General features: G+C 63.9%; 24 protein-coding genes. 12 read left to right on the forward strand and 12 right to left on the reverse strand.

Annotated elements, in window-relative coordinates:
* Positions 1-9: 9 nt before the first annotated feature.
* Positions 10-777 carry a DUF922 domain-containing protein gene (locus DT068_RS09240; protein ID WP_162914089.1) on the reverse strand — a complete coding sequence of 256 codons (768 nt, stop codon included), beginning with the start codon at positions 775-777 and terminating at the stop codon, positions 10-12.
* 199 nt (positions 778-976) lie between these two features.
* Here DT068_RS09240 and DT068_RS09245 point away from each other — a divergent pair, with 199 nt between their 5' ends.
* The 4 genes from DT068_RS09245 (at position 977) to DT068_RS09255 (ending at position 2864) form a co-directional block, all read left to right on the forward strand.
* Positions 977-1189 carry a cold-shock protein gene (locus tag DT068_RS09245; RefSeq protein WP_119389527.1) on the forward strand — a complete coding sequence of 71 codons (213 nt, stop codon included), beginning with the start codon at positions 977-979 and terminating at the stop codon, positions 1187-1189.
* 69 nt (positions 1190-1258) lie between these two features.
* The gene (locus tag DT068_RS27955) at positions 1259-1519 is read left to right on the forward strand and encodes a hypothetical protein (RefSeq protein ID WP_162914090.1); all 261 of its coding nucleotides are present in this window, start codon (positions 1259-1261) and stop codon (positions 1517-1519) included.
* Complete coding sequence (locus DT068_RS09250; protein ID WP_162914091.1) at positions 1432-2142, forward strand: ribonuclease T2 family protein; 711 nt, start codon at positions 1432-1434, stop codon at positions 2140-2142. Before DT068_RS27955 ends, DT068_RS09250 begins: the two co-directional genes overlap by 88 nt.
* The gene (locus DT068_RS09255) at positions 2139-2864 is read left to right on the forward strand and encodes a type 1 glutamine amidotransferase (protein WP_162914092.1); all 726 of its coding nucleotides are present in this window, start codon (positions 2139-2141) and stop codon (positions 2862-2864) included. The genes DT068_RS09250 and DT068_RS09255 overlap by 4 nt, the downstream gene beginning before the upstream one ends.
* Here DT068_RS09255 and DT068_RS09260 read toward each other — a convergent pair.
* Both DT068_RS09260 and DT068_RS09265 read right to left on the reverse strand, forming a co-directional pair.
* Entirely contained in the window at positions 2836-3996 is a 1161-nt protein-coding gene (locus tag DT068_RS09260) for an MFS transporter (protein ID WP_162914093.1), read from the reverse strand. The genes DT068_RS09255 and DT068_RS09260 overlap by 29 nt on opposite strands.
* Entirely contained in the window at positions 3989-5158 is a 1170-nt protein-coding gene (locus tag DT068_RS09265; protein ID WP_162914094.1) for an MFS transporter, read from the reverse strand. The genes DT068_RS09260 and DT068_RS09265 overlap by 8 nt, the downstream gene beginning before the upstream one ends.
* 126 nt (positions 5159-5284) lie before the next feature.
* Here DT068_RS09265 and DT068_RS09270 point away from each other — a divergent pair, with 126 nt between their 5' ends.
* Positions 5285-5929 (forward strand): MBL fold metallo-hydrolase, encoded by a 645-nt coding sequence (locus DT068_RS09270; RefSeq protein WP_119389532.1) that lies wholly within the window; start codon positions 5285-5287, stop codon positions 5927-5929.
* Between the two features lie 229 nt (positions 5930-6158).
* On the opposite strand, the gene DT068_RS09275 is transcribed toward DT068_RS09270, so the two are convergent.
* From DT068_RS09275 to DT068_RS09290, 4 genes are all read right to left on the reverse strand, one after another.
* Positions 6159-6617 carry a DUF2846 domain-containing protein gene (locus DT068_RS09275; protein ID WP_119389533.1) on the reverse strand — a complete coding sequence of 153 codons (459 nt, stop codon included), beginning with the start codon at positions 6615-6617 and terminating at the stop codon, positions 6159-6161.
* A complete protein-coding gene (locus DT068_RS09280) occupies positions 6618-7259 on the reverse strand; it encodes a L,D-transpeptidase (RefSeq protein WP_438816422.1) in 642 nt (213 codons plus the stop codon).
* A gap of 22 nt (positions 7260-7281) precedes the next feature.
* Complete coding sequence (locus DT068_RS09285; RefSeq protein WP_119389534.1) at positions 7282-7698, reverse strand: DUF995 domain-containing protein; 417 nt, start codon at positions 7696-7698, stop codon at positions 7282-7284.
* 188 nt (positions 7699-7886) lie between these two features.
* Positions 7887-8597 carry an HAD family hydrolase gene (locus tag DT068_RS09290; protein WP_119389535.1) on the reverse strand — a complete coding sequence of 237 codons (711 nt, stop codon included), beginning with the start codon at positions 8595-8597 and terminating at the stop codon, positions 7887-7889.
* 135 nt (positions 8598-8732) lie between these two features.
* Here DT068_RS09290 and DT068_RS09295 point away from each other — a divergent pair, with 135 nt between their 5' ends.
* Positions 8733-9215 carry a hypothetical protein gene (locus DT068_RS09295; RefSeq protein WP_162914095.1) on the forward strand — a complete coding sequence of 161 codons (483 nt, stop codon included), beginning with the start codon at positions 8733-8735 and terminating at the stop codon, positions 9213-9215.
* Between the two features lie 43 nt (positions 9216-9258).
* On the opposite strand, the gene uvrB is transcribed toward DT068_RS09295, so the two are convergent.
* Positions 9259-11631 (reverse strand): excinuclease ABC subunit UvrB, encoded by a 2373-nt coding sequence (gene uvrB / locus DT068_RS09300; RefSeq protein ID WP_368904591.1) that lies wholly within the window; start codon positions 11629-11631, stop codon positions 9259-9261.
* 152 nt (positions 11632-11783) lie between these two features.
* Between uvrB and DT068_RS09305 the strand changes: the two genes are divergently transcribed.
* The 3 genes from DT068_RS09305 to DT068_RS09315 are packed head-to-tail and all read left to right on the forward strand — an operon-like array spanning position 11784 to position 13612.
* Positions 11784-12200: a hypothetical protein gene (locus DT068_RS09305; RefSeq protein ID WP_119389537.1), complete on the forward strand. Its 417-nt coding sequence runs from the start codon at positions 11784-11786 to the stop codon at positions 12198-12200.
* Positions 12184-13296, forward strand: a complete 1113-nt coding sequence (locus DT068_RS09310) for a hypothetical protein (protein ID WP_119389538.1) — start codon at positions 12184-12186, stop codon at positions 13294-13296. The genes DT068_RS09305 and DT068_RS09310 overlap by 17 nt, the downstream gene beginning before the upstream one ends.
* Entirely contained in the window at positions 13286-13612 is a 327-nt protein-coding gene (locus DT068_RS09315) for a hypothetical protein (protein WP_119389539.1), read from the forward strand. The genes DT068_RS09310 and DT068_RS09315 overlap by 11 nt, the downstream gene beginning before the upstream one ends.
* On the opposite strand, the gene DT068_RS09320 is transcribed toward DT068_RS09315, so the two are convergent.
* Positions 13576-15150 carry an FAD-binding oxidoreductase gene (locus DT068_RS09320; RefSeq protein ID WP_119389540.1) on the reverse strand — a complete coding sequence of 525 codons (1575 nt, stop codon included), beginning with the start codon at positions 15148-15150 and terminating at the stop codon, positions 13576-13578. The genes DT068_RS09315 and DT068_RS09320 overlap by 37 nt on opposite strands.
* A 179-nt stretch (positions 15151-15329) precedes the next feature.
* Between DT068_RS09320 and DT068_RS09325 the strand changes: the two genes are divergently transcribed.
* Together DT068_RS09325 and DT068_RS09330 are read left to right on the forward strand one after the other, a co-directional pair.
* On the forward strand, positions 15330-16199 hold the full coding sequence (locus DT068_RS09325) for a 23S rRNA (adenine(2030)-N(6))-methyltransferase RlmJ (protein ID WP_162914096.1): 870 nt from the start codon (positions 15330-15332) through the stop codon (positions 16197-16199).
* Between the two features lie 288 nt (positions 16200-16487).
* On the forward strand, positions 16488-17408 hold the full coding sequence (locus DT068_RS09330) for a helix-turn-helix transcriptional regulator (protein WP_119389542.1): 921 nt from the start codon (positions 16488-16490) through the stop codon (positions 17406-17408).
* A 107-nt stretch (positions 17409-17515) separates the two neighbouring features.
* On the opposite strand, the gene DT068_RS09335 is transcribed toward DT068_RS09330, so the two are convergent.
* Both DT068_RS09335 and DT068_RS09340 read right to left on the reverse strand, forming a co-directional pair.
* Positions 17516-17929 carry a hypothetical protein gene (locus DT068_RS09335; RefSeq protein WP_119389543.1) on the reverse strand — a complete coding sequence of 138 codons (414 nt, stop codon included), beginning with the start codon at positions 17927-17929 and terminating at the stop codon, positions 17516-17518.
* A gap of 226 nt (positions 17930-18155) precedes the next feature.
* The gene (locus DT068_RS09340; RefSeq protein WP_119389793.1) at positions 18156-18680 is read right to left on the reverse strand and encodes a tetratricopeptide repeat protein; all 525 of its coding nucleotides are present in this window, start codon (positions 18678-18680) and stop codon (positions 18156-18158) included.
* Positions 18681-18951: 271 nt separating this feature from the next.
* Between DT068_RS09340 and DT068_RS09345 the strand changes: the two genes are divergently transcribed.
* A complete protein-coding gene (locus DT068_RS09345) occupies positions 18952-19362 on the forward strand; it encodes a hypothetical protein (protein WP_119389544.1) in 411 nt (136 codons plus the stop codon).
* A gap of 63 nt (positions 19363-19425) precedes the next feature.
* Here DT068_RS09345 and DT068_RS09350 read toward each other — a convergent pair whose 3' ends face one another.
* Positions 19426-19698, reverse strand: a complete 273-nt coding sequence (locus DT068_RS09350; protein ID WP_119389545.1) for a hypothetical protein — start codon at positions 19696-19698, stop codon at positions 19426-19428.
* Positions 19699-19711 lie beyond the last annotated feature (13 nt).

The raw sequence follows: 19711 nt of genomic DNA on the forward strand, positions 1-19711 counted from the left end.
CGGCCAAGATCAGTTCGGCAAGGAGACGGACCGCTTGCGCTTCTTCGCCACGAGCTTGGTTGGCCTGGTCTTTATCGGCCTGTAGATCGGCGCTTCAGCCGCCCTGATGAAGGGGTGGCTGTCAAAGTGTCGTCTCTCTGCGGCGTCAAAAGCGGCATCCTTCTTCAGGCAAGTGCCGCGGGTCTGCTCGAAGACGCGTTTCGCATTCTTCACCGCCGCATCGCAGCTGCGGGCATGAAAGCCCGCGACCCTGGCATAGAGGCTGCGCGCGCAGCCCATCCAGATGGCCCGATGCGTCTCCTCGTGTTTCCTGACGAAACTGGAAAACTGCTGCCACAAGCGGCGGTCATTCGCCGGCAGGGAGGCTTCGTTACTGTGCTTTGGCAGACGGATGAGGAATTTGACCGGCAGATGGTCGACACGGCAACCTTTCGCCGAGCTGGCGGTTCCTGGCTTGCCGATGCTGATGGACGTGGATGCAAAGTGCCTGCTGCGATTTATCTGCCACCGGAGCAGCGACGCATAGATGCCGGTCGCGGTCGTGCCCGATACGCTGTAGTAGGAATAAGCCGTCGAGAAGGAAGGTGCCGCCCGCGCTGCCTCCGGCCCGAGCGCAATAACCATACTCGCCGCCCCCAACACCAGCCGTATCGTTGACCGCATTGAAACCTCGAATAGATGAGAAAGAATTAGGGCCGGGTGGGCATAAGAGCAAGCCTTAAGACGCGGCTTGGTTGCCGCCAAATCAGCCTTGCCGAGAAACCGGCCTTGGGTCATAGTCCCGCGCCGGATCACAGAGATGTGACTCCGGTCGGGCAAAGCGTTTCGAACCCGGTGAAGACTGAATACGGGGCATGGGGGCATGCATCCGCTGACTGCCTTTCCCGCTGTTTTGACGAGCTGTGCCTTCCCGTATTCGGAAGCTCACATTCCGTGACGGGGCAGTTGAGGAAACGGGACAAGGAGCAATCCCCGCATGCGCCAGAATGGCACCATCAAGTTTTTCAACCAGGCCAAGGGCTACGGATTCGTGTCACCGGAAGGTGGCGGCAAGGACGTATTCGTGCATGTCACCGCGGTTCAGCGTTCGGGCATCCCCGAATTGAACGAAGGCATGAGAATCAGCTTCGAGGTCCAGCCGGACAAGCGTGGCCGCGGCCCCCAGGCGGTGGAATTGCAGCTCCTCTGAGCCCGCGATTATGCACCGCCCATATCTGTGCTAGACTGCAGACATGGGGTAGGTCGGACTTATCTCTTCATGGCCACTCTGGCGCTCGCCGGGGTGGCCGGCCAGCAGGCGGCGGCGCATAGTTGCACGTGCCGAGCCAATGGCCAGGCTTTCACCCAGGGGCAGATCGTCTGCATCCGCGGCAAGCTTTCGCAATGCCAGATGAACCAGAATGTGCCGACATGGCAAATAATCTCCGACACATGCCCAGAGGCCGAACTGCCCGGATCGGTGCCGGTGTTCGCCGCCATCTCCTTGCCGGCCTCGCCGCCCTTGCCGCCGTCGCATTAGCCTCGCTTGCCCATGCCCGGGGCCCGCAGCCCGGCCAGTTCGACTACTACGCGCTATCGCTTTCGTGGTCGCCGACCTATTGCGCATCCGATGCCGGCCAGTATGACCGCCAGCAATGCGGCACCGGGCGCGCTTATGCCTTCGTCGTCCACGGACTATGGCCACAATATGCGCAAGGCTGGCCGGAAGACTGCGTCTTGCGCGAGAAATGGGTGCCGGACGACCTCATCGACGCGATGCTCGACATCATGCCGTCGAAGAAGCTTATCATCCATGAGTGGAAGAAGCATGGCGGCTGCTCCGGCTTGCGGATGCGCCGGTATTTCGACCTGACCCGCGCGCTGTTCGGCAAGCTCAAGATACCGGCGCGCTATCTTTCGCCGACGGCGCCGATCGTCACCACCCCGCAGGACCTCGTCACCGACTTCCTCAAGACCAACCGCGATCTCACCGCCGGCATGCTTTCCGTCCAATGCGGCAATTCACGCGGCGCCGCCCGGCTGTCCGAGCTGCGCGTCTGCTTCAACAAGGATGGGACCTTGCGGCCCTGCGGCAGCAACGAGCGGCGGCAATGCCGTGCCGAGAGGCTCGTATTGCCTCCGGTGCGGGGAGGCCGGCCATGAAGAAGGCGCTGGTGCTCCAGCATATGAATCACGACACGCCCGGCCGCTTCCTCGATTATTTCGTCGAGGACGGCATCGAGCCCCGCTCGGTACGGCTGTGGGAAGGCCAGGCGATCCCGCCGCTTCAGGACTATGACCTGATGTTCGTCCTGGGCGGTGCCATGGATGTGTGGGAGACCGGCGAGCATTCCTGGCTCGAAGGCGAGAAGCAGGCGATCCGCGAATGGGTAAGCGAGCGCGCCAAGCCCTATATCGGCCTCTGTCTCGGCCATCAGCTGCTGGCGGATGCGCTGGGCGGCGAGGTGGGCCTTGCCCGGGAGGGCGAGGTCGGCGTGCATGAGGTTACGGTCAATGGCCAGGCGGAAAGTCATGCGCTGTTCGCCGGGCTCAGCGGCACCCATAAGGTGATGCAGTGGCATCATGCGGAAGTGAAGGCCGCTCCGCCGGGCGCCAGCGTGCTGGCATCCTCGCCCAGAGCCGCGATCCAGGCGATCGCGGTCGACGACCACGCGCTCGGCCTCCAGTTCCATGCCGAATTCTCGGCGCAGACCGTCGCGAGCTGGGAGTCGCTCCCGAGCTATATCGCCTCCCTCGATCGCGAGCTCGGGCCCGGAGCCTATGCGCGGGTGACGGCCGAAGCCTATCCGCTGATGCCGCGGATGAGCGCCATGACGCGGCGCATCTATGACAATCTCAAGCGCGCGTCGGGACTCGCGCGCTGAAGATGGAGCGGATCGCGATGGCCGCAATGAATCCCAGGAAGACGGCGGCGATCGCATAGGGCAGGCCGTCCGGCCCGAAGCGGTCGATGGCCCAGCCGCCGAGCAGGGCGCCGACCAGCGCGGCGCCTCCCCACATGGTGGAGAAAGCGGTGGTGCCGGCCACCAGCTCATGTCCGGAGAAGCGCTCGCCCAGCTCGGCCAGGGCCAGCGTGTAGATGCCGGCGGAGGCCGCGCCCGTCGCCGCCAATAAGGGCCAGATCAACCACGTACCGAAAGCCCAGGGTATGAGCGCGCTGCCGATTGCGGTGGCGATGGCACAGGCGCCCATCATGCCGCGCTTGCTCCACTTGTCGGCCATCCAGCCAATGGGGAACTGCAGGACGACATTGCCGACGATGAAGGCGGTCACCATGAGCGCCGCGGTTTCCTGGCTGAGGCCTTTCTTGACGCCATAGACCGGCAGGAAACCGAGATTGGCGGCATCGATGATGCCGAACATGCCGACGGCGACGATGAGAATCGGCGCCAGGCGGGCGAAACCGAGGATCGAAAGTCCGCTCGATTCCGCGCCGGCGGCGAAAGCCTCAGTCTGGCGATAGGAGAACATCGGCACGGTGCCGGCGAGGAGGACGGCGGCACCGATGAAGAACGGCAAGGAACTGTCGATGCCGGTCAGGCTGATGAGCGTCGGGCCCAGGCCGAAGCTGAGCGACAGAACGCCCGTATAGATCGCCATGATGCGCGAACGTGCCGGGCCGGTCGCGGCCTCGACCACCCAGGCTTCGCTCACCGAGAACAGGATGGCGACGGCGAAGCCCTGGATGAAGCGCATCGCGAACCAGCCCCAGAAGATCGGCGTGAAAGGGTAGGTGAGGATCAGCGCGGCGGTGAGGATGGCGGCGGCGATCGCCACCGGCCTGGTGCCCCAGCGCCGCGTCAGCGAGGGCACGATGAAGCCGGCGATCAGGATGCCGAGCGGCTGCATCGCGGTGTTGTAGCCGATCACTTTCGGCGGCACGCCGTTCTTCTCCATGACGAGGGAAAGGAGCGGGAACATGAGGCCGAGCGCGAAGCCGAATACGGTGATCGCGGCGATGGCGGCGAAGAGGTTGATCCAGCGCCGCCTATCCATGGGCAAGGCTCCGCACGAACTTGCCGCCCGACAGAGAGAGCCCGAGGAGCAGGACGACATAGACCAGCGAAATGGTCACCGGAATCGCGTTGATGCCGAAGGCGTCGATGGCGGCGCCGGCGATCGGAGGCCCCAGCAGCCCGCCAATGCCCCACATGGCGGCGAAGGCGGCTGCTCCGGCAATGAGGTCGGGGCCTTCGAAATGATCGCCCAGTATGGCGAGCGCCACCGTATAGATGGCGAAGGCCGTGGTGCCGAGGATCAGCATGACCGGCCAGATCAGCCAGTTGCCGATGGTCCAGATCAGCGTCATGGCGAGCACGGCGGTGATGACGGCGGAAAGAATGATCACGCCCATCCGCGACCATCTGTCGGCGAGGAGACCGATCGGCACCTGCAGCAGTGCGTTGCCGATGATGGCGACGCCTAGGATCAGGGTCACCTGCTCGACCGAGAGGCCCGATCTCAGCCCGAAGATGGGGAAGAAGGACAGGATCACCGCGTCGAAGAAAGTCAGCGTTCCGACCGCGAACAGGAGCAGGGGCGCGCGCCTGACGAAAGCGACGAAGCCCGAGCCTTCCTTATGCTGGAAAGCGTCTTCGGAAATCCGCAGGAAGGCGAGGGGAATGGCGCTCGCCCCGACGCAGGCGATGCCGATGAGCCAGGGCAGCCAGCCATCGATGCCGGTGAATGGAATGATCAGCGGTCCGACCGAGAAGGTGATGGCGAGGATGCTGGTATAGAAGCCCATGACGCGGCCGCGACTGCCGGTCTCGGCGCCGCTCAGGATCCAGGCTTCGCTGACGGTAAACAAGGTGCCGGCCGCCATGCCGAAGAGGAAGCGGATGACGAACCAGGCCCAGATGCCGGGAAACAGCTTGAAGCAGGCCAGCGTCAGCATGATCGCGACGATCGAGACATGGACGACGCGCTTCGAGCCGAGACGGGAGACGAGGCGCGGCAGGAAGGGGCCGCCCAGCATGATCCCCAAGGGCGCCATGGCGGCGTTGAGCCCCATGATCCAGGCCGGCACCTTGTTCTGCTCCATGAGCAGCGGCAGGAGCTGAAGCGTCAGGCCCATGGCAATGTCGCAACAGGCGATCGTCGCGATGGCCGCGACAATCGTCCGGTAGCGCTGCGCAAAAGGCAGGGGCGCCGACATTGCTGGTCCTCGAGATGAGTATGAGCATGGTTGCTTCGGCCCTTCCTCTAGCGGTTCCGCCTCCATCTTCGCAAGTGCAGCCCTGTGCCTTGCGCATGACGCGCGCCGCCGCTATGCACCCAAGCCATGACACGCCCCAAAATCATGATCATTCCCGTCACGCCGTTCCAGCAGAACTGCTCGCTGCTATGGAACGACGACACGCATATCGGTGCCGTCGTCGATCCCGGCGGCGATGTCGATGTCATCATGCAGGCCATCGAGAAGTCCAAGGTCACGGTGGAGAAGATCCTGCTCACCCATGGCCATATCGATCATGCGGGCGGCGCCGCGGAGCTGCGCGACCGGCTCAAGGTCAGGATCGAAGGTCCGCATACGGAAGATGCCTTTCTGCTTGCGGGATTGCCGAAGTCAGGTGCCCAGTATGGCTATGAGGCCCGCGCCTTCACCCCCGACCGCTGGCTCAAGGAAGGCGACAAGGTCACTGTGGGCGCGCTCGAGTTCGATATACTCGAATGTCCGGGCCATACGCCCGGGTCAGTGGTGCTCTTCAACGGCGCGCATCGCTTCTGCTTCATGGGCGATGTGCTGTTCCAGGGGTCGGTGGGGCGCACCGATTTTCCCTATGGCAGCCACGAGACGCTGATCGCCTCGATCCGCGACAAGCTGCTGCCGCTCGGCGATGACGTGGCTTTCCTGCCGGGTCACGGGCCGGCGAGCTCGATCGGCGAGGAACGCCGCAGCAATCCGTTTCTCAGTGAGTTGAGTTAGGCAATCTCCCTCCGCCGCGCGAAGCGCGGGGAGGGTGGACGCCCGCAGGGCGGACGGGTGGGGTTTCTCCGCCGTCGCGTTTTGCCAGATTAGCCCAAATAGCATGCCCGAACTTTGCGTGAGAAACTTCCCTTGCGGAGAGACCCCACCCGTCGCGCGTTCCGCGCGCCACCCTCCCCGCCTTCGGCGGTGGAGGGAGAATGGTGCGTATTGTTCTGATCAGCGCTTGCTAATTCTGCCTTGTCTCGGTGATCTCGCTCTGGCCGATGTCGGCGGAGACTTCCTCGATCGTGACCTTCTGCATGGCGGAGAAGAAGCCGGCATTGCCGACCTTGGTCACGCGCTGGTCGACGCGGACATAGCTGACGCTGCCCGGGGCGACAGCGACGGTGACCGTGTCCCAGATGGTCGGGACGAAGAGCAGGGACTGGCGCACGGTGACATCGTGCTCGCCGGGCGGCAGTGTCGCCGACAGATAGCCGCCGGATTTGAGCATGCCCAGGTTCTTGCCGGCAATCTCGATATAGGGTGTCTCGCCGCGCCCGAGTGTCTTGCCCTCGGGGCGGTAGACATAGACGATGCCTTTGCCGGCGGGGCGCTGGGACAGCGGCTGGAAGCCTGGTCCGTCGGCCGTGCAGGCGGCGGCCAGCAAGGCAAGCATCGCGATCGGTGCGATGCGTGCCGCCATCTACAGCCCCTGCGCCAGGACGACGACGCGCGAGCCGATCGGCGCGCGGTTGTAGAGCTCGATGACGTCTTCATTGATCATGCGGATGCAGCCGGACGACATGGCCTTGCCGATGCTTTGCGGGGCGTTGGTGCCGTGCAGACGATAGAGCGTATCGCGGCCGTTCTGGAAGAGGTAAAGTGCGCGGGCGCCGAGCGGGTTGTCGGGACCACCGGGCATGCCGTCCTTCCATTTCGCCGCATTGGGATCGCGCTCGACCATTTCGGGCGGCGGCGTCCAGCGCGGCCACATGACCTTGCGCTCGACATCGGCGAGGCCGGCCCAGCGGAAGCCGTCGCGCCCGACACCCACGCCATAGCGAATGGCCTGGCGGTTCTCGAGAATGAGATAGAGATGGCGTTCGGCAGTATCGACGATGATGGTTCCCGGCCAGTGGCGGCCTTCATAGGGGACGATCTGGCGACGGAATTTCTTCGGCACCTTGCTCAGGTCGGTGGGCGGGAAGATGATGAGGTCATCATAGGCACGCTCGCGCCGGATCTGCTCCATCTGGCTCTGGGCGCCGGCACCCGTTGCCACCATGCCCAGAATAGTTGCGCCGCCGGACGCCAGAAGGCGCCGCCTGCTCAAGCCGGTCGTCATCATTACTCCTGTGAAGATCGCATCACACGCCGACGAGGCGCATCTTGCCCGAATGATAGGCATCGCCGGTGCTCTTGAACTCGCTGCATTCGGTGGGCTGGCCGCCGATGCTCTGGCACAGCTCACCCTGGACGGCCGACCAGGTACCGCGCCCTTCGCCCTTCACGTCGTCCTGATAGGAGAGCGAGCCATCCACATTATAGGTGACGAAGCCGCTCGACTCGGCGCGGGTATATTGCCAGGTCTTGCCGATCAGGGTGGCGCGGATCTCCTCGGCGGAAAGGATGCGGATCGGCTGTGCCTGCGGGGTGGCATTGGCGGACGCCGCTGCGGGCCCGCCGCCGCTCAGGATCTTGATGCCGCTGGTGTCGGACGAACTGCAGCCCGCCACCGACAGCATGGCGGCGACAATCACGGCCCATCCCGAATAATTCGTCATTTCCCAGTCCTTTACCCTCTGCCGGGCCGCCATGTGTCACAGTTACGCCCGGAGGGCAAGATTGGCTCAGGGTGACGTGCCGATAGGGCAAAAACAGGGCAGGACCAGAGGGCCGCAAGGGACATCGAGCCGCGGCAGCGTCGTGCCCGAAAGCGCCCTCGAATCATGAGTTTGATGGGGCCGGCCGGTCAGCCGATCCGGCGCACGATATCCGGCAGCTCGCCCAGATGGGTAATATGCCGGTAGCGCGGGTCCTCGGCCGGCACCTCGTCCTGTTCCAGCGCCCAGGTCAGGCCATGCGGCACATAGACCCCCCAGCAGCCGGCCCGGATGGCGGGGACGATATCGGATTTCAGCGAATTGCCGACCATCATGCTCTGCTGCGGGCCGTCGCCATGGCGGGAGAAGATCCGCTCATAGGTGGCGACAGTCTTGTCGCTGACGATCTCGATGGCGCTGAACAGCTCGCCCAGACCCGATTGCGCCAGCTTGCGCTCCTGGTCGAACAGGTCGCCCTTGGTGATCAGAACCAGCCTGTAGTCGCCGCTCAATTGCTCAAGCGTGGCGCGCGCATGCGGCAATGGCTCGATCGGGTGGTTCAGAAGATCGCGCCCGGCATCGACGATCTGGTGGATGACGCTCGACGGCACGCGCCCCTCGGTCACCTCGATGGCGGTCTCGATCATCGAGAGGGTGAAGCCCTTGATGCCGAAGCCATAGGCCTTGAGGTTGCGTTTCTCGGCCTCGATCAGGCGGCTCGAGAGATCGTTGGCCTCGGCATAGTCGGCCAGGAGTGCGGTGAAGCGCTTTTCCGTCAGCTTGTAGAATTGCTCGTTCTGCCACAGCGTGTCGTCGGCATCGAAGCCAATGGCCGATAGATTGGCGGCGCGAGCTTGCATCGGAACTCACTGTGTTTATTCCGCGACGCGAAGAATAAGCCTAGCCACCGGCGTACACAATATATCACATATCTGTCGTCTTGTCTGCGCGCAGAAATATGGTTTATAGGTTTCGGCAACCTAAGGGGGCGGAGAATGAAGCGTCGGGATCTGTTGGCGGGCTTGTGTGTGGTGCTGGTCGCGGGGTGCGCGGCAAAGCTCGTGCCGGACGACTATGCCGGCGCGACGGCGGTGGTGAAGGACAGCAACGCCAATTTCGTCAGCGGAGGGTTTTTCAAGTCCGACAAGGCAGAGATCTTCTCCATGGTGAAGGTCGATGGAAAGCCGATCGACAATGCGTTGAGCCGCACCGCGTCGGCGAGCGAGGGGCTGGGCATGGGCATGCGGGTCAGGGAGCACGAGCGGCGCGTGCCCATCAAGCCGATGACCGTGGAGTTGCTGGGGCTTGTCTACTATCCGGCACCCATCAGCACCTTGTTCAATCCGACTTACGAGACCCGCCGGACGGTGAAATTCAATCCTGAGGCCGGCGAGACTTATGTCGTTCGCGGCAGGCTCGGAAAGTCCGGCTCCTCGGTATGGATCGAGACGTCGGGCGGCCAGAGGGTCACGCAGTAGGCTCGCAGCCCGCTGGGAGGGGGCGTGAAAGCGGTTGACCGAACTATCTGCCGCTCTTCTTGAACGTCCTCGTCCCCGGCCTTCCGCCTTTCGAGCCGGCGCGGCGCATCGGTTTGGGCGAGGGCCATGAGGCCGTGGCGGGCTTGAGGTTGGAGCCGCCGCCGCGGCGCGGCTCGTCCATCGGGTCGCGCGCCAGGGGATCGTCCATCACTGCGAGCTCGACATCGCGCAGCCGCTTGACCTCGTCGCGCAAGCGCGCCGCTTCCTCGAATTCGAGATTGGCGGCGGCCTCGCGCATGCGCTTCTCCATGTCGGAGATGACGCGCTCGAGATTGTGGCCGACCAGCGGGGCGCCGTCCTCTGCGAGGCCCGAATCGACGGTGACGTGATCCTGCTCATAGACCGACGACATGATGTCGGCGATGCTTTTCTTGACGCTCGCCGGGGTGATGCCGTTCGCCTCGTTATAGGCCTGCTGCTTCTCGCGCCGGCGATTGGTCTCGGCCATGGCGCGCTCCATCGAGCCCGTCACATGGTCGGCATAGAGAACGACCTTGCCGTCGACATTGCGCGCGGCGCGGCCGATGGTCTGGATGAGCGAGGTCTCGGAGCGCAGGAAGCCTTCCTTGTCGGCATCGAGGATGGCGACCAGCGCGCATTCGGGAATGTCGAGACCCTCGCGCAGCAGGTTGATGCCGATCAGGATGTCGAAGACGCCGAGGCGCAGGTCGCGGATGATCTCGATGCGCTCCAGCGTGTCGATGTCGGAATGCATGTAGCGCACGCGGACACCTTGCTCATGCATGTATTCGGTCAGATCCTCGGCCATGCGCTTGGTGAGCACGGTGACGAGGGCGCGATAGCCCTTCTTCGCCACCTCGCGGCATTCGGCGATGAGGTCGTCGACCTGGTTCTTGACCGGGCGGATCTCGACGGGCGGATCGATGAGGCCGGTCGGGCGGATGACCTGCTCGGTGAAGACGCCGCCGGTGCGGTTCATCTCCCATGCGCCCGGCGTCGCCGAGACATAGACCGATTGCGGCCGCATCGCGTCCCATTCCTCGAAGCGCAGCGGCCGGTTGTCGATGCAGGAGGGGAGCCGGAAGCCGAATTCGGCCAGCGTCGCCTTGCGATTGTAGTCGCCGCGGAACATGCCGCCCAATTGCGGAATGGTCACATGGCTCTCATCGACGAAGACCAGCGCATTGTCGGGCAGATATTCGAACAAGGTCGGCGGCGGCTCGCCCGGCTTGCGGCCGGTCAGATAGCGCGAATAATTCTCGATGCCGGCGCAGGAGCCGGTCGCCATCATCATTTCGAGATCGAACATCACCCGCTGCTCGAGGCGCTGGGCTTCGAGAAGACGGCCGGCGGCATTGAACTCCTCGAGCCGGATGCGCAGATCGTTCTTGATGCGCGAGGCCGCCTGCTCGAGCGTCGGCTTTGGCGTCACATAATGCGAATTGGCATAGAGCTTGATCTGCTCGAGCTCGGCCGTCTTGTGGCCGGTCAGCGGATCGAACTCGACGATCGCCTCGACCTCGTCGCCGAAGAGCGAGACGCGCCAGGCGCGGTCCTCGAAATGCGACGGGAAAACCTCGACCGTGTCGCCGCGCACCCGGAAGGTGCCACGCACGAAATTGCCGTCATTGCGCTTGTAATGGAGGGCGACGAGATCGGCGAGAAGCCGGCGCTGGGCGATGCGCTCGTTCTTCTTCACCGTGAAGGTCATGGCCGAATAGGTCTCGACATCGCCGATGCCGTAGATGCAGGACACCGAGGCGACGACGACGACATCGTCGCGCTCGAGCAGGGCGCGCGTCGCCGAGTGGCGCATGCGGTCGATCTGCTCGTTGATCGAGGATTCCTTCTCGATATAGGTGTCGGTGCGCGGAACATAGGCTTCCGGCTGGTAGTAGTCGTAATAGGAGACGAAATATTCCACGGCGTTTTCGGGGAAGAAGCTCCTGAACTCGCCATAGAGCTGGGCGGCGAGGGTCTTGTTGGGCGCCAGCACCAGAGCCGGGCGCTGGGTGCGCTCGATGACCTTGGCCATGGTGAAGGTCTTGCCGGAGCCGGTGACGCCGAGCAGCACCTGATCGCGGTCGGCGCCGTCGACGCCGGTCACGAGGTCCTTGATTGCCTGCGGCTGGTCGCCGCGCGGCTCGAAATCGGAGACGATCGCCAGCGGCCTGCCGCCTTCCGACTTTTCGGGCCGCGGCGGGCGATAAGGGGTGAAGACCTCATTGGGGACGAAGTCCGGGCGCAGGCCCTCAAGCCCGGCGCGCGGGCCCGACATGTCGGCGCGCGGGTCCGGCCGCTGGCGCAGCGCGTCCGCCGTCGGTATTTCGGGGAAGCCTTCCAGCGGCTTCTGTGGGGCTTCCGAGAAACCGCCTTCCTGTCGTGAATGTCCCATGATGGGCCTAATATAGTGCGGCCCGGTGGGGCCCGGAAGGGTCAAGGCCCGGCATTGCTGACAGCATTGTGGCAGGAGAGAGCGACCCTGACGACAAGTCAGGTCCGGCAGGCTAAGCTGCGGCCGAATCGTCGGCGCGACAGGGGGGAAATATGTCACTCATCCGGAAGCTCGGTTTTGCCTATTTCGCGCTGTTCGTGATCGTGGCGGCGATGAGCTATGTGCCGCAGTTCAAGGACGCGAATGGCATGATGTTCGGGCTGTTCAGCCTCGACCTCTATGACGACGCGCTGCATCTGTTCTCCGGCGTCTGGGCCGGCATCGCCGCCTGGCTGTCGACGCGGGCAACGGTCAATTACTTCAAGTTGTTCGGCACGCTCTACTTCCTCGATGGCGTGTTCGGCCTCATCACCGGCAGCGGCTATCTGGATTTCGGCATCTTCATCAACGGCGGCCTCGATCTCGACCTGAAGACGCGCATCCTGGCCAATCTGCCGCATCTCGCCATTGGCGGTTTCGCCGCCTATGCAGGTTTTGTATTGTCGAAACGTCATGGCGAAGCTGCGTAAGACGAAATGGGTGCTGGCGGCGCTGGCCGTCTTCCTGGTGGCGCCGGCGCTCTATATCGGCGTCGGCTGCCGGGGCGATTCCGACATCGGCAGCACGGTGACGGAGCCGGTGATCGATCCCGAGACGCGCGCCAGGATCGACGGCGTGCCGAACTACCATTTTGCCGAGGAGAAGTCCTTCCTCACCTTCCCGGAATGGTACATCGTCTATACGGCGCAGGATTACGCCGGTTACATCGCCAAGGCCTATCCGAGCGGCTTCGGCTATTTCCGCTCGGCGGGCGAATTCTGGACGAGCTATTGCGCCGTCAACCGCTGGGTGATGCCGCGCTATGATTTCAATTTCGGCACGCATGCGATGATCTATGTCATCGGCATCAGCCATACGGCCGAATATCTGCTGAAAGGCGTCTATGAGAACACGATCGGGCGCCTCAGCGAGGCCTTCGCGCCCACGCCGCCGACGCAGGAGGACCAGTTCGCGCAGAAATTCGCCTATGACTACGGCCAGTGGCTCAACACCATCCCCTGGTATGACTTCGCCTTTGGCGGGCGTCTCAGCGACCTGTGGGAGAACGTGCCGCGCTCCGGGCCCGGGCCGTTCCGCAAATGGGAGCGCCGGCTGTCGCTTTCGGCGGAGCTGGCGGTCAAGGCGTCCTATGGCTGGCTGATCAAGGGCGGCTCGGAGACGGTCTATGCGCCGGCCCAACTCGAAATCCATGCGCTGATGCGCGGCGTGCCGGTCGACACGGCGCCGATCGACCGGCGCATCGCGATCGTCCAAACCTTCCGGGACGGGAGCCAGCTGGTCAAACTGCCGCGCTACCAGCCTTTCACCGAGATCGTGCAGAAGCTTGGGGCCACCCCAGCCTCTTTTCTCGAGATCGGCGGCAACAGCAACATCCTGATCTCACTGACGGCTCCCGACGGCTGGGCGCCGCCAGGCGACTTCCCGCCGGTCCTGTTTGAGACGCGCAACCTGTCGGGCGCAGGCGGCAAACGCGTCGGCCTGGCCGTGCCGGTCACCTTGCTGCTCGATGTCATCCGCAAGATCGGGCCTAGCGGGGCCGCGCTCGAGCATATTTATGACTACTAGAGGCATCCGGCGCTTCGCCGCGGGCGCGGCGCTGGTGCTCCTGGCCTGGACGGCGATCCTGGCGGGACTCGCCTTCGCCGTGCCGCCGGGCACGCCGCTGGCGGTCTTTGCGCCCGGCCATGCGATGGAGGCCGTGGCCGAGGCGGAAGGCTCCTTCGAAGGCTTCGGGCACAGCATCGCCGTGACCCGTTCAAGCGAGGAGGGCTTTGCCCGGCGGCTCTATGGCGCGGGCGCCTTTCTGGTCATCGATGCACGCGTGGTGATGTCCTGCCGCACCCTCTATGCGGGCGTGAGATCCGGCGCGAAAGCTTCATAGAAGCCATTGCTGAACAGGCCTTGCGGATCGAAGCGTCGCTTGGCGGCGAAGACATCGCGGATCATGGGATAGGCGCGCTCGAGCTGCAGGATGTCATAGTGGCGCTGATAGGGCAGGAAGAAGCGGCCGCCCTGCAGATGCGCCAGGTCGACGAGGTCGCGGGTCAGGCCACGCATCTTGTCGATGCCCGCCTCATCCACCGTCTGGTTGACATAGAGGACCACCGAGAACGCCTCCTGCGGCGCATAGTTGAGCGCGATATCCTCCTGGTGGACGACGCGCACCGACGCATTGAGCAGCAATATCCCGTCCTTCGCCATGAGGTCGCGCATCCGGTCGACGAAGGTGACCAGCTTGTCGCGCGGCACGAAATATTCGTGCAGGATGTCGGTCTCGTATTTCAGATTGTTGAAGAGATAGGGCACTGAATCATGCATCGGCTCGTTGCGCGAGACGAGGCAGGCTTCACCGGTCCGGGCGGCGATGTCGCTCACCGTGCAGGATTCGAAACGATGCTCGAGCTCCTTCTCGGCATACCATTTCGCCGCGCTGAACAGCGCGCCCTGTTTCGACAGGTTGAAGATCAGCCGGCGCAGATCGGCCGAGCTCACTTCCGCCAAGGGCGGCAAAGCGAGATCCGGCACATCCTGGCGGTGATAGGTGTAAAGCAGCATCTCGCGCAGGAAGCTTGCCGGAGCGGTCGAGAGATGCCCGTAGAACAGGCCGATCGAAGGATCAGCCGCGATCTCCTCGGCAAAGATGCGGGGAAAGTCGGCGATGTCGATCAGGCGCCGCTCGGAGCGGTAGATATGGTTGTCGGCGATCTCGATCTCGGCCGTCAGGATGACGCCGAACAGGCCATAGCCGCCGACGACATGGCGATAGAGATCGGTGTTCTCGGTGCGGCTGGCGGTGACGACGCTGCCATCGGCCAGCATGACGCGCAGGCGCCGCAGCGTGCGCTCGATGGCACCGACCTGGTGATCCATGCCATGGGCGTTGACCGAGATGGAGCCGCCGACGGTGAAGACATCGGAGGACTGCATGGCTTTGACGGCGAAGCGCGGATGCAGGACGTTCTGGATGTCATGCCAGCGGGCGCCGCTCTCCACCGTCATGATGCGGGCTGCCGCATCGACGCTGACCTTGTTGAAGCTGGTCATGTCGAGGACGATGCCGTCGCGGGCGAAGGCATGCCCGCCCATGGAATGGAGCGCGCCGGCCATCGACAGCTTCACGCCATTGGCGCGGGCGAAGGCGAGAGCGGCGGCGACGTCCTGCTCCGTCCTGACCGCGACGACGCCCTTGACCGGGGTGCGCGACAGGCAGCTCACATCATTCACCGTGCCGCCGCGCAGCGACCAGGGCAGGCTGTCGTCCGCCGGCAGGCCGGGCATGTCCTTGCCCGCAATCACCGGACCGCAGTCCTTGGGACCGTCGGGCGGCGCCGCCAGCCCATAGGCCCGGTGGCCGGCCCAGGCGAGGCTCGCGAGGCCGATCGCGCCGACGGCCTTGCGGCGTGTGAACCATGTCGTCATGCCTGTCCCCCGATCATGCGCGCGGAACCTAGAGCAAATCCCGCCAAAGTTGAAGACTTTGGCGATAAGGATTTGCTCCAAGGTATTGATTTTGGCGCGAATCCTTTTCGGCGAAGTGATTCCACTTCGCCGGGATGCGCGCTAGCCCATTTGTGCCGCCTGGCCTAGAAGACCACAACATGAACTATCGCCATGTCTACCACGCCGGAAATCATGCCGATGTCCTCAAGCATATCGTCATGCTGCGCGCCCTGTTGCATCTGAGGAAGAAGGACAAGCCGTTCCTCTTCCTCGATGCGCATGCCGGCACCGGCCTTTATGCCTTGTGGGGCGATGAGGCGCTCAAGACCCTCGAATGGCAGGATGGCGTGGGCCGGTTCTATGATCCGTCCGGCCACGCCGTGCTCCTGGAGCCGGATTGCGAGGTCCTGATCGAGCCCTGGCGTCAGGCGATCGCGTCGGTCAATGCGGCCGGCCAGCCGCTCTCGCACTATCCGGGCTCGCCCGGCTTTGCGCTGCGGATTTTGCGTCGAAGCGATCGCCTCCTGCTCAATGAGCTGCATCCCGAAGACCACGGCAAGCTCGCCGGCTTCATTGGCGGCGACAAGCGCGTGACGGTGAGCGACGGCGATGCGGCCGTCGTGGTGAAAGCGCATCTGCCGCCGCCCGAACGGCGCGGCTTCATCCTGATCGATCCGCCCTATGAGCGCGAGGACGAGGCGCGCCGGGCGGTGCGGATGTTGCGTGACGGCCATCGGCGCTTTGCCACGGGCGCTTATGCTCTGTGGTATCCGGTGACGGGCGATGGCCTGTCGGACCTCATCGCTCAGGAAGTGCTGGCGCTCGCCTTGCCCAAGACGCTGAAAGCCGAGCTCCTGGTGCGCCGCGCCGTCAAGGATGGCGGGCTCGCCGGATCAGGTCTCATCCTTGTCAACCCACCCTGGCCAATTGCCGATGAGCTCGCGGTGCTGGGCCCCGCATTGCTCGAGCGGCTGCGCCAGACCGAGGGCGCGCAATGGTCGCTCAACTGGCTCACGGATCAAGGGTAGTCCAGCACCGGCAATGTGAGCTTTGCCACAGCCGCCGTCCGGGGCCGCAGCTAAGATTCCCATCATGCGATGCGAACGGGATGACCTGCGCCGGCACATCCTGCCCGTATCCATTCAGGGAATAGGTGCCATCGCCTGCTCGTAACCGGGACTCGGGTCGCGGCTTGACAGACCTGGGAATGGCGCGAGAATCGAAAGAGAGAGGGAAGAAACTTGAGCTCACACCAACCCCGCGCGCTGCGGCCCCGCACGCTTTTGCCCGGAGACGGTCTGGCCTGCGCGCGTCTCATGCGCAAGGTCACCTCCCTCGATGACAAGCTCAACCGCAAGCTGCCCGAGGTCATGGAGAGGCTTCTCGATGAGGACCGTCTCATCGGCGGTCTGATCGAAGACTATGATGCGACGGGAGAAAGAACTGTCGTGGCGGCAACATTCTCGGGTTTTGTGACGCCGGAATTCCAGCAGCGCTATCTTGAAAAGCCCTGGCCCTGCCTTACCAACTGGCTTCTCATGCGCTGCCTCGAGGGCGAGACGGACATCTTCCTCGATCGTGCGACGCAGGCGCAGGGCAATCTCGGCCGCGGCCTCGATCTCGTGATGCTGGACTATATCCAGACGCCGATGGATTTCACCTCGGCCGAGGGGCGCCGCATCATGACGGTGTTCTTTCCGTTCTTCCTGTCGATCCATCGCGGCTACAATCTCAATTCGATGTTCGTCGAGGCGGGATCGGTCTATGAGCAGATGGCGCTGAGCGCCGGCTTCCGCCTGTACAAGTCCCTCGATCTCGAGCGCGACCCGCCTTCCGAGCCCGTGCCGCCGTCCGCGCTCAAGACACGGGGTGTCTATTATTTCCAGCGCGAGATGGTGGCCGACACGCCGCCCTCGACGCCGGTCTCGGCGGTCTTCACCTATCTGCCGCCGCGCTTCCGCTTCACCGCCGGCGAGCAGCGCATGCTGCTGCGCGCCATTGACGGTCTGACCGATGAGGAGATCGCGGGCACGCTCGATGTCTCACGCGACGCCGTCAAGCAGACCTGGCGGTCGATCTACGACCATGTGATCCAGGTCATGCCCGACCTGGTCGAGCGCGGCCAGGTCGGCGCCAGCGCGGAAGGGGGCCGTGGCCAGGAAAAACGGCGGCGCATCGTGGCCTATGTGCGCGACAATGCGCAGGAACTCAGGCCGCATTATCTCCGCCGCGGCTGATCCCCGGCACGATATCGGCGATCCTGATAAAGGAGCCCCTCAAACCGGGCGTCGGAACCGGAATGAGGGGCAGGTGCCTCCGGAGAAAGACCAGAGGGTGGGGGAGTTCACGTCTCGCCGTCCCGGCTGGCCAGGAACTTCACCGCCAGCACGCCGAGAGCCATCGCCAGGACAAAGACAACGACCATGAAAGCGGCGAGCGTCACAAGGCCGGCGCCTTGATAGGCCGAGACCGCGAGCCGGGCGCCTGGCCAGATCAGCCCGGCGGCGACGACGGCGAAGCAATAGAACGCGAGCTCCGTGAGAGAGGGCGATAAGAGCTCGCGTCCCATACCCAGTGCTCCGAAAAGCACGAGGGGAAGGGATAGGAAAGCGACAGCGGAGATGCTGTCGGGCTGAAGCTGGAGCAAGGCATGGGCCGTGGCCATCATCGCAGCGGCAAGCAGAAAGGCGACGAGGAAGCGCCCGCGGTAAACAGGGAGCCTTAAGGGCGGTCTGGATTGCGACAAACGGATCTGCATCGGCGTTTCCCAGCATGGCCAAGGCCGCCCGCCCGGACAAAATATCCAAATTCGGGCATGCACTTAGCCGAAATCCAAGGCATCTGAGGGTCGTCAGTGTGGCCAGACTGACGCCATCGCCGGAAGGTCACAATCCCCATTTTGGGGAGGCCAAACATTCCCTGGCGGTTCAAAGAAATAAGCGCCCAACCCATCGGTCGGGCGCCCGATCCGCTTTGGCGCGGTCTCAGTTCACGCCGGTTTCGATGTGCTCGGCGAGCTCCAGATATTCCTCGCAGGTCGTGCCGCAGCGATTGGCGATCTCGGCCAGCTGCAACCTGGCCAGATCGACGCGGCCCGCGGCGACATAGCCCTCGCCCAGATATTCGCGGGCAAGGACGAAATTGGGATCAATCTCGATCGCCTTGTTGTAGTAGCCGAAAGCCTGATCGAGGCGGCCCGATTTGCGGTGGCTGTAGCCGATGTAGTTCAGGACGCGCGGGTCGTTCTGATTGCCGACGGCGGCGAGGACGGTCAACGCCCAGTCATATTCGCCTGCCTGCGCCAGAGCGCGGCCCTGCTGGTACAGCTGCTCGTCGGGCAGAACGCCGGAATGGGCCTTGACGCATTTCCCGTTCTTGACGACTTCGCCCTTCTTGCATTTTGGCTTCGTACCGCTGTCGTCGCCATCGCCCATGGCATAGGCAGGGGCGAAGGATGCCGCGCCAATTGTCAAAGCCAGCAAGGTAGCCAAAGCGAGGTGAATTTTCATGACCATTCCTCCAGGGACGAAATACAGCATTACTACGTTGGGCAGGCCAATTACATTCCCCTTGTGATGCTCGCGCGAATGTGACTGCGGCCGCCTTTTGCGCCTTCGCCAAGTTCCTGATTCCAGGGTGATTTGCCGCGCCGGCCACCGCTCATGCGGCCAACGGAAGCGTGAATGCGTGATGAAGCCGCCATTCAGGCGAGGCTCACGGGCTGTCTGCCATTCTCCCGCCATCGATCGGACACGATCACAAACCGTTGGAGGTCAAATCATGACGAAGTTCCCGATGCCCAAGATTTCGCTTGCCGCATTCAGCGGCGTTGCCGTGCTCATGCTCGTCGCGTCGGCGGCCACCCCGGCCGATGCCGCGATCGGCCGATCCAAGTTCCGGGCCACCCCGGAAGAGCTGCGCCGCCATTGCTGGCGGATCGATGAGACTTTCTGGATCAGCAAGCGCCGCTATGGCTGCGGCGACATTGCCTGCACCTCCGGCAAATGCCGTATCCTGGTGGTCGAAACTCCGCCCCCGCCGCCTCCGCCGCCGTCCACCGTGCCGATTCCGCGCCGGGGTGATGGCAGCAATGGCAAGGCCGACAATGGCGGCGACGGTGGTCATTCTGCCGGTGGTAAAAAGAGTGGCGGCAATGGCGGCTCGTCCGGCGCTGTCGGCGCTGCGAACTGATCCCAGTATCAGCAAATCTGCGAGTTGAGAGCTGGCCTCGGCGGCATGCCGGGGCCGGCGTTTTCACTTTGCCGTTCTGATATGGTCGAAGATCTTGGCCGCGAGCACGGCGAAGAACACCAGGATGACGACCGCGACCAGCACATGGTCGCCCGATGGCGTCATGCCGACGAGGTTCTTCGCCTCGCCCGCGAGAAAGCTCGCCCGGGATGGAACCGCGCTCACGATCATCAGCACGATGATCGCCGCGACGAGGCCAAGGGCGAAAACAGCCATGGCGAGATGCGTGCGTACCGCGAATTCGCGATAGCGATCGATGACGTGTCTTACCCGCATTGCTTCGTCCAGT

Source organism: Taklimakanibacter lacteus, assembly GCA_003576695.1.
In the GTDB taxonomy this organism is placed as follows: domain Bacteria; phylum Pseudomonadota; class Alphaproteobacteria; order Rhizobiales; family Aestuariivirgaceae; genus Taklimakanibacter; species Taklimakanibacter lacteus.

Coding starts and splice junctions, on each gene's coding strand:
- DT068_RS09240 (WP_162914089.1), bottom strand. CDS start 777: ATGACCCAAGGCCGGTTTCTCGGCAAGGCTGATTTGGCGGCAACCAAG.
- DT068_RS09245 (WP_119389527.1), top strand. CDS start 977: ATGCGCCAGAATGGCACCATCAAGTTTTTCAACCAGGCCAAGGGCTAC.
- DT068_RS27955 (WP_162914090.1), top strand. CDS start 1,259: ATGGCCACTCTGGCGCTCGCCGGGGTGGCCGGCCAGCAGGCGGCGGCG.
- DT068_RS09250 (WP_162914091.1), top strand. CDS start 1,432: ATGCCCAGAGGCCGAACTGCCCGGATCGGTGCCGGTGTTCGCCGCCAT.
- DT068_RS09255 (WP_162914092.1), top strand. CDS start 2,139: ATGAAGAAGGCGCTGGTGCTCCAGCATATGAATCACGACACGCCCGGC.
- DT068_RS09260 (WP_162914093.1), bottom strand. CDS start 3,996: ATGGATAGGCGGCGCTGGATCAACCTCTTCGCCGCCATCGCCGCGATC.
- DT068_RS09265 (WP_162914094.1), bottom strand. CDS start 5,158: ATGTCGGCGCCCCTGCCTTTTGCGCAGCGCTACCGGACGATTGTCGCG.
- DT068_RS09270 (WP_119389532.1), top strand. CDS start 5,285: ATGACACGCCCCAAAATCATGATCATTCCCGTCACGCCGTTCCAGCAG.
- DT068_RS09275 (WP_119389533.1), bottom strand. CDS start 6,617: ATGGCGGCACGCATCGCACCGATCGCGATGCTTGCCTTGCTGGCCGCC.
- DT068_RS09280 (WP_438816422.1), bottom strand. CDS start 7,259: ATGACGACCGGCTTGAGCAGGCGGCGCCTTCTGGCGTCCGGCGGCGCA.
- DT068_RS09285 (WP_119389534.1), bottom strand. CDS start 7,698: ATGACGAATTATTCGGGATGGGCCGTGATTGTCGCCGCCATGCTGTCG.
- DT068_RS09290 (WP_119389535.1), bottom strand. CDS start 8,597: ATGCAAGCTCGCGCCGCCAATCTATCGGCCATTGGCTTCGATGCCGAC.
- DT068_RS09295 (WP_162914095.1), top strand. CDS start 8,733: ATGAAGCGTCGGGATCTGTTGGCGGGCTTGTGTGTGGTGCTGGTCGCG.
- uvrB (WP_368904591.1), bottom strand. CDS start 11,631: ATGGGACATTCACGACAGGAAGGCGGTTTCTCGGAAGCCCCACAGAAG.
- DT068_RS09305 (WP_119389537.1), top strand. CDS start 11,784: ATGTCACTCATCCGGAAGCTCGGTTTTGCCTATTTCGCGCTGTTCGTG.
- DT068_RS09310 (WP_119389538.1), top strand. CDS start 12,184: ATGGCGAAGCTGCGTAAGACGAAATGGGTGCTGGCGGCGCTGGCCGTC.
- DT068_RS09315 (WP_119389539.1), top strand. CDS start 13,286: ATGACTACTAGAGGCATCCGGCGCTTCGCCGCGGGCGCGGCGCTGGTG.
- DT068_RS09320 (WP_119389540.1), bottom strand. CDS start 15,150: ATGACGACATGGTTCACACGCCGCAAGGCCGTCGGCGCGATCGGCCTC.
- DT068_RS09325 (WP_162914096.1), top strand. CDS start 15,330: ATGAACTATCGCCATGTCTACCACGCCGGAAATCATGCCGATGTCCTC.
- DT068_RS09330 (WP_119389542.1), top strand. CDS start 16,488: ATGCGCAAGGTCACCTCCCTCGATGACAAGCTCAACCGCAAGCTGCCC.
- DT068_RS09335 (WP_119389543.1), bottom strand. CDS start 17,929: ATGCAGATCCGTTTGTCGCAATCCAGACCGCCCTTAAGGCTCCCTGTT.
- DT068_RS09340 (WP_119389793.1), bottom strand. CDS start 18,680: ATGAAAATTCACCTCGCTTTGGCTACCTTGCTGGCTTTGACAATTGGC.
- DT068_RS09345 (WP_119389544.1), top strand. CDS start 18,952: ATGACGAAGTTCCCGATGCCCAAGATTTCGCTTGCCGCATTCAGCGGC.
- DT068_RS09350 (WP_119389545.1), bottom strand. CDS start 19,698: ATGCGGGTAAGACACGTCATCGATCGCTATCGCGAATTCGCGGTACGC.